A 12,418-nucleotide genomic window follows, 5' to 3' on the forward strand; every position below is an offset into this window, starting at 1 on the left:
CTCGTTCGACGTCGACGTGAAAGCTAGTCGAGAGAGCCTTCTTTCGCGGCAATGACGGCTCCGGGATTGAGAATTCCCAGCGGGTCGAGCGCATCCTTGACCTTGCGATTGAGGGCCATGACGTCTTCACCCAACTGTGACGGCAGCCAGTCGCGCTTGAGTCGACCGACCCCGTGTTCGCCGGTGATCGTGCCGCCGAGCGCGATGGCGAGATCCATCACCCGTCCGAATGCGATCTGTGCGCGTTCGGACATGTCCGGGTCTGCGGGGTCGAAGACGATGAGCGGGTGTGTGTTTCCGTCTCCGGCGTGCGCCACCGTGCAGATCAGGACGTCGAGGTCGTCGGCGATGGCTTCGACCCCGGTTACCAGCTGCGGGAGTGCGCGCATGGGAACGCCCACGTCTTCGAGAAGCAGACTTCCCATCGCGAGCACTGCCGGGAACACTGCCCGCCGTGCCGCCGCAAAAGCGTCACCTTCGGCCTGGTCATCGGTGGCGAATACTTCGGTGGCTCCGTTGTTTTCGCACGCCTGAACAATCGTCTCGATTTCCAGCACGCCTGCCGCGCCGGGTGCGTCGGACTGCGCGAGCAGCAGTGCGTGAGCCTTGCGGTTCAGACCCATGCGTACCGAATCCTCGACGGCATTGATGCTGGCATGATCCATGAACTCGAGCATCGCCGGACGCATGTTGCTGGTGATCGCCAAGACCGCGTCCGCAGCTTCTTGTACCGAGTCGAACGACGCGACGACGGTTGATGCGGGCGGCTGCGCGGGAATCAAACGCAACGTGATTTCCGTGATGATGCCGAGAGTTCCCTCACTGCCCACGAACAGTTTGGTGAGGGAGAGTCCGGCGACGTCCTTGAGAAGTGGACCTCCGAGGCTGACCGCTGTCCCGTCTGCCAGCACGACCCGGAGTCCGAGAACGTAGTCGGTGGTAACTCCGTACTTGACGCAGCAGAGTCCGCCGGCGTTGGTGGCTGCATTGCCGCCGATGGAACAGATCTCGAAGGACGACGGGTCAGGTGGGTACCAGAGTCCGTGCTCTGCGGCTGCTTTCTTGACCTCGGCATTCATCAAACCGGGCTGCGTAACCGCCACACGGGCGACCGGGTCGATCGTGATCTGTCGCATTCGCTCGGTGCTGACCACTATGCAACCGTCGACGGCGCTGGATCCACCGGAAAGGCCCGAGCCTGCACCTCTGGGAACCACCGGTACGCGGTTGGCGGTTGCCCAGCGCATCACTGTTTGGATGTCTTCGGTGCACGTTGCGCGAACCACGGCAGCGGGATGGCCGGCGGTCGGGTCGGCGGCCCAGTCCTGGCGGTAGCCCGCGGTCACATCCGGATCCAGCAGGACGGCTCCCTCGGGGAGTGCCGCTACAAGTTCGTCCAAGGCATACGAATTTTCGACCGTCATCACTCCATCATGCGTCCGGCAGCGCCGCTGAGGTCCTGACTTGGTCAGATTTGGGCGCGGCACCGTTGCCCTGGCCCCTACCGGGCCGCATCTTCTGGCCAGCCGGGGTAGTTGGGGAGGACGAGGGGTGGGGCGAAGTCGGTGCTCATCCGGAGTCGATTCCCGTCGTGACGCGATTTGAACCAGTCAGAGCAAGTCTCCTGTTGCACACGGTCGCTGGTGGAGCTGGTGAATTTGTCGACGATCCAGCCGCCGAAGACGTCCCCTTCCGGTGCATTGCGGGGCCCTTCGAATCGAGGGTAGGGGGTAGCCGTAGAAGCGGTGTTGTGCATCCAGATCTCGTAACTACTGCTCGGGAGTCGCGACGAATCCGGTTTGCGGCCGTCGTAATCGGTATCGTAGGCGTCGGAGCAGGCGTAAGCGACGACGGTCGAATCGCCAGGGTATCCGGCGGGAATTGTTTGAATACTCAAGATCCGGTTGATGCTGGTACCTCGGTAGACGCGTGGTGGTGTGTCTGCGGGTTCTCCGTAGCGGCGATCGCTCGAGACCGTTCCACGAGTGTTCGCAGTGATTCTCGAGAACCCGTGGTAGGCGTCGCTGCGATCGCCACTACTGTCAACGATGTAGTCGGATTCTATGAATGCTCGGATTATGGTGGCCTCTTCGCTGAAGAGGTCGATGCCGGGGTCTGCGAGCCATTGGTTGTGATAGTCGGTCATGTAGCTCGGTAGTACATAGACGTTTGACGCGGCGGGCGTGGTTGTGGCGCTGACGTTTTCGATTGAGTTGGGTGCCGCGCAACCCGCGATACATGATCCCATGCTGAATGCCAGTGCAAGAGCGGTTGCGGTGCGGTGGTTTCGCCTTGTAAACGCAGGAAATCTATCCGACATCGTCGAGTCCGTCTCTCATGTTGGTCATGAACGTATCGCGATTGAATCCCCGAAACGTCAAATAGTCCTGCAGCGTGCTGTCGAATTTGCCGTTTAGACCCAGGGTCTCCAGATCGACTGGTCTGAGGGATTCGCTCGGATCGCCATTGACTCGAAAACCGTTCAGTTGCTCGAAGTGTTCTCTTCCGTAGGCGTTGTCGAGTGCCTGAACCAATCGGTAATCGAGAAGGGTCGTCGAAGCCGAACGCTGGTCTGTGAAGTTGAGTTGTGCCGGAGGAACTTCGACCGGGGAGCCCAGGACGTGATCTTTGAGTTCGACTCCCAGCATGCTGACTGCAACGCTGGTCGGTGGTCCGAAGCCTGGGATCATGGCGGCACCACCGGAAAGCAGCCAACCGAGTTCGTCGTATGTTTTCCCACGTCTGCTGATGATGTCCTGTTGCGCCGCCGCAGCGTCACCGGTTCGGTTGAGGGCTTCTTCCTCCAGAGCGCCGTCCATCAGTGCCTGGACGCGTCCCGCATATATTGCATATTGCGAAGAACCCGCGGCGATGTCTCCGCTCATGCTGGTTTCGACGAAGGTCCCTTGGAGTTGGCCCGCGGCTCCGAGCATGTTCGCATTGAAACTTGCGGCTGCGTGGGGGTCGCTGTCGATGATCGCGATCACCGATTTTGCATTGGCGAATCTGTCGTCGTAGGCATCGAGATTTTCGAAACCGAGGGTACCGGTTTGATCGGGTTCCAATCCGACGAGATTCCCGATGTACGGGGTCACCGCACAACCAATGGATTGTGTCAACGCGGGATTCATTTCTCCGATGGATCTGTTGTCCAGGCCGGCGATGTCGAGGTAGGCACCTTTGTTGTCGGCGAGATTGTGGGCGAGCGCAAGGGCAGAGGCGCCGGCCCGTTCGGCAACAGCTGGGTTGGAGTTGGTGGCGTCGGGTCCGATCCAATCGGTGAGGCCGCTGACGGCTCGTCCGTCATCGTTCCATTCGCGGGTGAACAGATTCACCACGTCGTCCTGATGAGCAGGGGTGGTGAGGAAGTCGGCGTTCGAAGGTATGTCCCGAGTGGCAACGTCGAGGGCTTTGGTGAGGCTGGAGTCGAGCTCATCGTTGCTGACGGGCTGGCCGTCGTCGTCGAAGACCAATCGCATCGGGGCGCTCGATGAAGTTTGCGATTGGAGAGGGGCGAGATCTGCGCTGCGATCGAGCAGTGCAGAACTCAGAGCGCTGCCGGATTGTGTCGCCGGGTCTGCATTTCGAAGTATGTCCGTGAGTGCATTCGAATCGTCGAAATGGTTGACGTTCACGGTGGTGGAGTACCCACCGGGTTGGAGTTGCGAGCTGTACGCGGGGTCGCTGAAGATTCTGCGGACGTCTGGCGGAAGGTTGTCGAGGCTGCCCGCGTTGCCGTTGCCGTCGGTGACGTTGGGATTGGAGACGGTGAACATGCCCGAGGCGAGGGCGCTGGGGATTCGCGCGTCGGCGGGGACATTCGCATCGGGGAAGTTGACCGTGCGGAATCCTTCGGCTCCTGCACCGATATTCTTCAGCTCGTCGAGGTTGGTATCGGCGTAGAACTCACGTAGGTAGGCGAGTTGTTCCGGGTCGACGACCACGGGCCCGCCGGCAGCAAGTTGCGCTTGTTGTTCCGGAGTGAAAGTCGTCACGGCGATCAACCGTTGCTTGGCCGCCTCGCTCTCGGGTGTTTCGCCCGGGGACTGCGCGAGAATGTCGGAGTCGTGGGCTCCCTGACCATCGAACCGAACGTGATGTGAAGGGGTGGTCGACGCTGCATCGGGGATCCCGAAATCGGCCTTGCGGTCGATGAGCGAGGTGCCTGCGGCGGTGATCTCCGTGAGGATTCTGGCGGCGCTCGCGTCAGTCTCGTCGACGTCCGTGAGTGCCGTGCCGATGCGCCACGAGTGATATTCGAGGCGGGCTTCTACCCCGCGCGGATCTGTGCTCGCCAGAGTTGCGGGCGTCGCGGTGACGGAGCCGTCGTCAGAGACGGTGAAACCGTCGGCGCTCGCGTCGTCGACGCGGCTGACCAGTGTTTCGCGGGTGTACCGGAGGTTTGCCGATTGCGCTGCGACACAGCGCCCGGCGTCTCCGACTATCGCGACGGCGTCTCGCCCGAAGGCATGCTGCTGGGTTGCCGAATCCCATGCTGCGGTCGCCGCGCTGCCGCTCCAATCGCTGGTTGCGGTGTCCATGATGCGGTGCGCGATGTCGACGTTGCTGTCGAATACGTCATGTCCGCGGCCCAGGGAGCCGGCATAGTTGTCGAGGGCGTCCAGATTCCAGGATCGGATCTGCGAGATCGACAGTGTCATCGCACGTCTCCCGAATCCTCGATCCGTGCGCCGTTGGCGATGTCGACCCGGGCGAACACTCGTGCGGAGTTTTCCAGTTTCGTGCGGGTAGCAGTGATCCCCGCACCGATCGCGCGGCCGAGTTCGTCGACGGTGACGACGTTGTCGGCTATGGCTGCAGCGAACGCCGACCCGGCGGCTCCGGCCGATGCGGCGGTAGCGGCCTCCGAAGCCGAGAATCCACCGAGTTCCTCGGCAGATGCCGTCAGCCCCTCCGCAGCACTTGCCAATTCGGCTGGATCAGCTGAAAAAGTATCCACACCCATGAACGAATCCCCCCGAATTCATCTGCGAGATCACAGTGAATCGAGGATAGAGCATGCCAGATGACCCGACCTCGAGGGGTGCGTCATCGTCCTCGCGGTCGAGGGGGTTGTGTGAAAGCCCTAGCGGCCCTTCTGCTTTCCGGAGAACCGGCCACCCGAACTCTTGGTCCCACCGGACTTGCCGCTGCCTGATTTGCCGCCCGCCTTGGCCTTACCGGAACCGGCGTTGCGTCCGGATATGTTCTTTGCGGTGCCGGCGCCCTTAGCTTTCTGCCCGTTCTTGGCAGCTTCTGCGCGACGCTCGCGGGCCGCGATCTTGGCCTTGACGGAGCCCTTGATCTTCTCCGCCGGCTCACCGTTTCGGCCGCGGGAACTCTGCGCCGTTCGGCCCCGCACGATGCCGATAAGTTCCTCGACCAGATCTGTGGTCTTGGACTCCATCCATGCCAAAGCCACAGGAGCCTCGGGCGCACCGTCCACCGGACGGAAGGTCAGGTCCTTGCGATGGTGGAACCGCGCCAGCGAATGGGGAACCACGACAAGTCCGACGCCGGCGGCCACCAACTCGATGGCGTCGGCGATGGTCGCGGGTCGCTCGGCGGCGGTCTTTCCGGGACGGGTCGGCCAGTCGAGTCTGTCGTCGAGCGGATCGAGCACTATCTCGTCGGCCAGATCGTCGACGGAAATCTGATCGACAGTAGTGAACACGTGATCTTTCGGTACCACCACCACCGGGGTTTCCGCATACAGCGAGATGGCGCTGATGCCGGTCCGGTCGATCGGCAGGCGAACCAACCCTGCATCTGCTTCACCTGCGCGAAGTGCAGCTTCGAGTTCGAGAACCGGGAACTGAACAAGTTCCAGACGCACCTCGGGGAGCCGCTCGTGCCACACCCGGACCCACTTGGTGGGCGTCACCCCCGGGGCGTACGCGAGTCGAAAAATTGCCTGACTATCCGCGTCTGTCACCAGGCAAGGCTACCGCCTTGGTAAAAGCACCCGTATCGGCTGGTTACTCTTGTTGCATGACGTCGAACAAAACTCCCCAGACGATGAAGCCGACGACGGCTGCCAAGAAGCTGGGTGTGTACCTGGAAGCAACACCTGCGCAGTTCCAGGAAGGCGACGTGACTCGTGACGAGCTGACCGCTCTGCAGACCGATCCGCCGGAGTGGCTGCTGGAGCTGCGACGCACCGGACCGCACCCTCGCCCGGTCATCGCCGCCAAGCTGGGCGTATCGATCGCCGGCCTGGCCCGCGGTGGCGTCGAAGAAGCACTCACCACGGATCAGATCGCCGCACTCCTCGAAGAGAAGCCTGATTGGCTCGAAAAGGAACGCGCTGTTCAGGCCGACGTGCGGGCCGAAAACGTTCGCATCAAGGAAAAGCGCGCTGCGCGTCGTAACCAGCCGCGGAAGGCTCGAAGGGGCTGACGCCCCCTGTGCGCCTTTCCGGTAGCGATGACTACCGGAAAGGCGCACAGGCGCTAGCCTTCTACGACGCTCAGTTCGTCGAACACGATTTCACCCGCGGCATCCGATTCCGGGATGTCGACGACGGCAAGCAGCGCCCATCCGTGATCGCCCTCCGGATCCTCGAGCACCTGCCGCACCCGCCAGAACTCTCCGTCCTCAGTGACCTGGAAGAGCGCCGGACCGCGCGCCGACGGCCCGGTTCCGATGGTTGCGTACTCCTCGAAGTACGGCAGTAGTTGCTCTTCCCACTCGGCGGCCTCGATACCGTCCTCGAGGTTTTCCAGCTCGTTCCACTGTCGACGCGACGCGAGATCGATGCGTCGGAACATCGCATTGCGCACCATGACGCGGAATGCGCGCGGGTTCGCCGAGATGGGACGGGGAATGTCGGCGCCGAACGCAACCTCTTCCGTGTCTGCCTCGGCTCCGGGGTCGGTGAGTGACTCCCACTCGTCGAGCAGGCTCGAGTCGACCTGACGGATCAGCTCGCCCAACCACTCGATGATGTCTTCGAGTTCCTCGGTGCGCGCTTCGGTCGGGACGGTTTGCCTCAGCGCGCGGTAGGCGTCGGCGAGGTAGCGCAGGACGAGGCCCTCGGACCGGGTGAGTCCGTAATGGCTGATCAATTCGGCAAACGTCATGGCGCGTTCGATCATGTCGCGCACCACGGACTTGGGGGAGAGGGCGAACTCGGTGATCCACGGGTGGCCACCCCGGTACATTTCGAAAGCCGGGAACAGCAAGTCCGACAACGGTTTCGGCCAGGTGACCTCTTCGAGAAGCTCCATGCGCTCCTCGTACTCGATGCCGTCCGCCTTCATCTGCGCCACCGCTTCGCCGCGCGCGAAGTGCTGCTGCGCCATCAGAACCTGACGCGGATCGTCGAGCGTCGACTCGATGATCGAGACGACATCGAGTGCGTAACTGTCGGATTCGACGTCGAGAAGTTCGAATGCCGCCAAGGCGAACGGTGAGAGTGGCTGGTTCAAGGCGAAGTCGCGTTGCAGGTCCATCGTCAACCGAGCCATGCGGCCGTACTCGTCGGGTTCGTCGAGGCGTTCCACGATGCCGGCGCTGAGCAATCCGCGATACAGCGAGATCGCTTTGAGGATGTGCTTGCGTTGCGCCGGACGCGATTCGTGGTTGTCCTCCAACAGATGCCGCATCGCGTCGAAGCAGTTGCCCGGTCGGGCAATGACATTGAGCAGCATCGAGTTGCTGACCGAGAATCGCGATACCAACGGTTCGGGCGATGCCGCGACCAAGCGGTCGAACGTCGCTTCGCTCCAGGACACAAACCCCTCGGGAGCCTTCTTGCGTTGAATCTTCTTGATCTTCTTCGGATCGTCGCCGGCCTTGGCGACTGCCCGCAGATTCTCCACTTCGTGTTCCGGTGCCTGGACGACAACGGTGCCCATCGTGTCGTAGCCTGCGCGACCCGCGCGGCCGGCGATCTGATGGAACTCGCGGGCTTTCAGGTGCCGTGTGCGGACGCCGTCGTACTTGGCGAGACCGGTCAGCAGCACCGTGCGGATCGGGACGTTGATTCCGACGCCCAGAGTGTCGGTACCGCAGATCACCTTGAGAAGCCCGTCCTGCGCGAGAACTTCGATGAGCCGTCGGTACTTGGGCAACATGCCAGCATGGTGAACGCCAATGCCGTGCCGGACCAGGCGCGAGAGTGTCTTTCCGAACCCCGTGGTGAAGCGGAAACCGCCCAGCGCTTCGGCGATCGCTTCCTTCTCGGCCTTGGAACAGAAGTTGACGCTCGTCAGTGCCTGGGCGCGCTCGAGCGCGGCCGCCTGCGTGAAATGCACGATGTAGACAGGGGACTGGTTGGTGGTCACCAGATCTTCGATGGTTTCGCCGACCGGCGTGGTCGCGTACGAGAACATCAAAGGCACAGGGCGTTCCGTGCCGGAGACGACGGTGGTCGGCCTCCCGGTGCGACGCGTCAGATCCTCGGAGAAGAAGTCGACCTCACCGAGAGTTGCCGACATCAAGAGGAACTGCGCGTGCGGCAACTCGATGAGCGGAACCTGCCACGCCCAACCTCGATCGGGTTCGGAGTAGAAATGGAACTCGTCCATCACGACTTGGCCGATATCGGAGTTCGGGCCCTCTCGCAGTGCGAGATTCGCGACGATCTCTGCCGTCGCACAAATGATCGGCGCCGACGAGTTCACGGCGGCGTCGCCGGTCATCATGCCGACGTTCTCGGCACCGAAGACCTCACACAGCGCAAAGAACTTCTCACTCACCAAGGCCTTGATCGGCGCTGTGTAATAGGTGCGCTTGCCGAGCGACATCGCATAGAAATGCGCGCCGATCGCTACCATCGATTTGCCGGACCCGGTCGGCGTCGCAAGGATCACGTTTGCACCCGAGACCAACTCCATGACGGCCTCTTCCTGGGCAGGATAGAGCGTCAAACCTCGTTCGAGGGTCCACGAAGAGAAGGCGTCGAAAACGGAATCAGGATCCGCGTTGTCGGGGAGAAGTTCCGTCAGCAGCACTCGTACAGGCTAGCCGCAACCGCGGATCAGGTTGCGCTTCGCTCGTCCGAGCCCATGGCGTCGAGCACTGCCATGCGGGTGGACGACGTTCCGGTGATGGTGTTCTCGCCGACGCCGGAGATCAGCATGTGACGCCAGCGGGCCTCGTCGAAGACGAGTGGTGCGGTGCTGGAAAGAAAATCTTCGACGATCTGCAGGAAACGCATCGGATCGTCGCGGAACGGGAAGTGGCCCGAGCCGCGGAAGATTTCGAGACGTGAGTTCGGCATCGCCGCGTGCGCGAGGTGAGCGTGGGAGACGGGAATGACGGAGTCGTCGTCGCCCCAGATCAGTTGAACCGGCAGATTCTCGGTCAGATAACAGCGGTCGAGCATCGTGACGACCTGTCCGCGCCAGTCCACGACTGCCCGCAGCGTACGAAGGTAAGCCTCGTAGGCAGTGGGGTCGGGGAGATCAGCGAGCACTCGAATCAGGTCTGGCGTGTCGTGCAGCATGGTGCCGGGGCGCAGATTCGAACCGTGAACGACACCGGCAAGGTTTCCGGCCATCCGGACGAGCGGCATCGCGCCAGGTATCCGGAGCAGTTTGACGACCTCGTTGACCACCGGAACGGACATGAGGCGCAGCAGCGGGTGGACGTCCTTGGTGACGCCACCGGCCGAGACCAGCACGAGGCGATCCACCATGTGTGGGAATTGGTAGGAGAACTGCATCGCGACGCCGCCGCCGAGAGAATGCCCGATGACGGTGACGTGCTCGATGCCGAGTGTCGACAGGAGATCACGCATGCCGTTGGCGTACGCGGCTACCGAATAATCGGCGCGCGGCTTGTCGGAGCGGCCGTGACCCAACAGGTCAGGTGCGATGACCGTGTACTTCTTGGCGAGGTGGGGAATGATCTCGGTCCACGTCGACGAGTTGTCGCCGATTCCGTGCAGGAGCAGTACTGCCGGACCCTCGCCGGCTATCCGAAATGCGCGTCGGTAGCCGTGAATCGTCCGGAACATCATCCGCGGTTCCTCGTCGGGGACCGGTCGGAGCTGACGGTTCCGTGGTCTGCTCATGTCGCCTCCTGGCTCGGCGTGTGACTACGTTGACTGTCTGCTCCAGTTGTTGAGCCGTCAACGAAAATCACACAGAGTTTGAGGCTATCCGACGGATGTGTCCTGAACAACAGCCCAGGTAACGGAGGGGTTGCGGAATGCGCGCAATGTCGAATTATGCGCCCCGCCCGTCACATTTTCGTCAGTTGTCGCCTCGATCGAGGTCTCCAGCTGAGCCGAAGTCGTCATTTCCTGCCTGTTCGGCCAGGAACTTTTCGAACTCTGCGCCGATCTCGTCCCCGCTGGGAAGGTCGGCCTCGCCGGCCAGAAGGGACGACTGTTGTTCCTGAGCGGCGACAAAAGTGTCGTATTGACGCTCCAAAGCGTGGACTACAGTCTGAACTTCTTCGTTCCCGGCTATGTGCTCGTTAACCTGTTCCCGAACGCGCGCCGCGGCCTCACCCAGTGCAACCAAGGGCAATTCCAGATCCGAAACCTCGGAAACGTTTTCGAGCAAAGTTTCTGCGGCGCCCGGGTAGTCCGTTTGCGCGAGGTAGTGGGGGACATGCACCGAAAAGCCCATCGCCTCGTGCCCGTGCTGAGACATACGAAGCTCGAGGAGTGACGATGCGCTGCCGGGAACCTGCAATTCACCTGACCAACGCTGATGGTCCTGGATCAGGTCCTTGTTGGTCGAATGTGCTGTCACACCCAGCGGTCGGGTGTGCGGGATTGCCATCGGAATCGCGTTGAGCCCGATGGTTCGACGCACTCCCAGCTGTTCGGACAACAGACGAACGGCCGTGGTGAACCGCTCCCACTTGAGGTCCGGTTCCATCCCTGCGAGCAGCAGGAACGGCGTGCCGGCCGTATCGCGCAGTGCGTACAGATTGAGCGCCGGAGCGTCGTAATCGGAGAAATGATCGGCCTTGAACGTCATCGTTGGTCGACGTGAGCGGTAGTCGATCAGCTCGTCGACAGCAAACGACGCGACAAGCTCGGTTTCCAGGCTTTCGCGCAGATGCGTCGTCGCCAACTTCACGGCGTGACCGGCGTCGGAGTAACCCTCGAGTCCGTGAATCAGGATCGGTCCCTGGCCGTCGGCAGCCGCCAACTGGGGCGCCGGAAATTCCAGCTCGTACATCCTCGACTGTTCGTCCATCGCAGTCCCCTTCGCTCTTCGGTCTTGATCTCAAGTGTCCACTATCGGCGCACGCTCGACAGCATCGGAGTCAGGTGCCCGACAGCACTGGATCAGACGTTCATCGGTAAGAACACCGAGTCGGTGACCGATCATTCCCGATCCGACGAGACGGACGTTCGCCGAGAGCGAAGCCGAGCGGTATCTTTCGACACTTGGCCTGGGCGTTCGCTAGATGTCGGGTGCGCGGCTTCGGACATGGCAGAGTGGAAGACAAGGTCGGCACGGCCGATTTGTCCGAAATGCATTGGTCGATTGTCGGGATCGGTCGAGGTCGAGTGCGGAGGCTTACATGCGGGTGTGTCCACGATCGTCCAGGCGAGTGGCCGCATGCTCCCTTGCTGCGGTGGCCGCCGTTGCACTACTCGCGGGCTGCTCCGGGTCGGTCCAAGGTGCACCCGTTCCGGACTCCGCGCCGGCGACTGCCGGTGCGACCGACAGCGGCTCAGCGGCGCCGAGTACGACGACTGCACCCAAATCCTCGACGCCGAAATCCACCTCTCCGAAAACGGCGGCACCGTTGTCCGAACTGCTGCTGACTCCCGAGGAATTTCCCGAGCCCTTCGGCGCTGTTGTGCTGCCCCCGCAGGCCGTTCCGATGGCAGCGCCGGATCTAGTCGGCGTCCCACGCGGTGCCACCGTCGATCCATCCGAATGTGAGCCACCGGAACAGGATTACGGTCCGAACGGGACCGTGATGGCGGTCGGGACCGACAATGCGACGAGGGCAACGATTTCGGTCGAACTCACGAAGGTCGATGCACCACTGGACGAGTTGGAAGCGCAAACGCGCCAGTGCCCATCCATGACGGTCACTGCGAACGGCGTCACCACTACAGTGACGACGGAAATTCTTCCGCCGTCGCCGATCGATGCCGACAAGACGATGTCACTTCGCCGCACCGTCGTGTCCCCCAAAGCCGCAGCCGGCGATCAGACGATGCTGACATTGATCGCGCAGGTCGGCGACGTACGGGTAGCAACAACACTGATGACGTTCGGTTCTGCGACGCCCTCGACGGCACCTCTGGATCAAGCGTTCACCGCAGCCGTACAGAAGGTCAAAGCAGGCAAGTGATTTCGCAGCACACGGGTCCGACACAGAGCGGACCTTTTCGGTGCGGCGCGATCATTCGTCCCCAACTGACTCGATAATCCACAGACGAATTCGACGTCGCTGTTTTCCCTGGTCGAGCGGATGGCGGCATCGGGGCGAT

Annotated in this window: 10 protein-coding genes; 2 read left to right on the forward strand and 8 right to left on the reverse strand. The window is 62.1% G+C overall.

Annotated features, from left to right (window positions below; all coding sequences use genetic code 11):
• Positions 1-23: 23 nt before the first annotated feature.
• The 5 genes from R4P70_RS21880 to R4P70_RS21900 form a co-directional block, all read right to left on the reverse strand.
• Entirely contained in the window at positions 24-1,424 is a 1,401-nt protein-coding gene (locus tag R4P70_RS21880; RefSeq protein ID WP_029538056.1) for an FAD-binding oxidoreductase, read from the reverse strand.
• Positions 1,425-1,501: 77 nt separating this feature from the next.
• Positions 1,502-2,146 carry a hypothetical protein gene (locus tag R4P70_RS21885; protein ID WP_019748224.1) on the reverse strand — a complete coding sequence of 215 codons (645 nt, stop codon included), beginning with the start codon at positions 2,144-2,146 and terminating at the stop codon, positions 1,502-1,504.
• A 163-nt stretch (positions 2,147-2,309) separates the two neighbouring features.
• On the reverse strand, positions 2,310-4,661 hold the full coding sequence (locus R4P70_RS21890) for a hypothetical protein (RefSeq protein ID WP_317831762.1): 2,352 nt from the start codon (positions 4,659-4,661) through the stop codon (positions 2,310-2,312).
• Complete coding sequence (locus R4P70_RS21895; RefSeq protein ID WP_021334291.1) at positions 4,658-4,966, reverse strand: type VII secretion target; 309 nt, start codon at positions 4,964-4,966, stop codon at positions 4,658-4,660. The genes R4P70_RS21890 and R4P70_RS21895 overlap by 4 nt, the downstream gene beginning before the upstream one ends.
• 120 nt (positions 4,967-5,086) lie before the next feature.
• A complete protein-coding gene (locus R4P70_RS21900) occupies positions 5,087-5,935 on the reverse strand; it encodes a LysR substrate-binding domain-containing protein (RefSeq protein WP_317831765.1) in 849 nt (282 codons plus the stop codon).
• A 56-nt stretch (positions 5,936-5,991) separates the two neighbouring features.
• On the opposite strand from R4P70_RS21900, the gene R4P70_RS21905 reads away from it, so the two are divergent.
• A complete protein-coding gene (locus R4P70_RS21905; RefSeq protein WP_019748228.1) occupies positions 5,992-6,399 on the forward strand; it encodes a DUF5997 family protein in 408 nt (135 codons plus the stop codon).
• A gap of 53 nt (positions 6,400-6,452) precedes the next feature.
• On the opposite strand, the gene R4P70_RS21910 is transcribed toward R4P70_RS21905, so the two are convergent.
• From R4P70_RS21910 to R4P70_RS21920, 3 genes are all read right to left on the reverse strand, one after another.
• Positions 6,453-8,957 (reverse strand): DEAD/DEAH box helicase, encoded by a 2,505-nt coding sequence (locus R4P70_RS21910; protein WP_317831769.1) that lies wholly within the window; start codon positions 8,955-8,957, stop codon positions 6,453-6,455.
• Between the two features lie 26 nt (positions 8,958-8,983).
• A complete protein-coding gene (locus tag R4P70_RS21915; RefSeq protein WP_019748230.1) occupies positions 8,984-10,021 on the reverse strand; it encodes an alpha/beta fold hydrolase in 1,038 nt (345 codons plus the stop codon).
• A 181-nt stretch (positions 10,022-10,202) separates the two neighbouring features.
• A complete protein-coding gene (locus R4P70_RS21920; protein WP_003942198.1) occupies positions 10,203-11,162 on the reverse strand; it encodes a proteasome assembly chaperone family protein in 960 nt (319 codons plus the stop codon).
• Between the two features lie 361 nt (positions 11,163-11,523).
• Between R4P70_RS21920 and R4P70_RS21925 the strand changes: the two genes are divergently transcribed.
• Complete coding sequence (locus tag R4P70_RS21925) at positions 11,524-12,279, forward strand: sensor domain-containing protein (RefSeq protein ID WP_029255254.1); 756 nt, start codon at positions 11,524-11,526, stop codon at positions 12,277-12,279.
• Positions 12,280-12,418 lie beyond the last annotated feature (139 nt).

It is taken from the genome of Rhodococcus sp. IEGM 1241, from assembly GCF_033142365.1.
GTDB classification, from domain to species: domain Bacteria; phylum Actinomycetota; class Actinomycetes; order Mycobacteriales; family Mycobacteriaceae; genus Rhodococcus_F; species Rhodococcus_F erythropolis.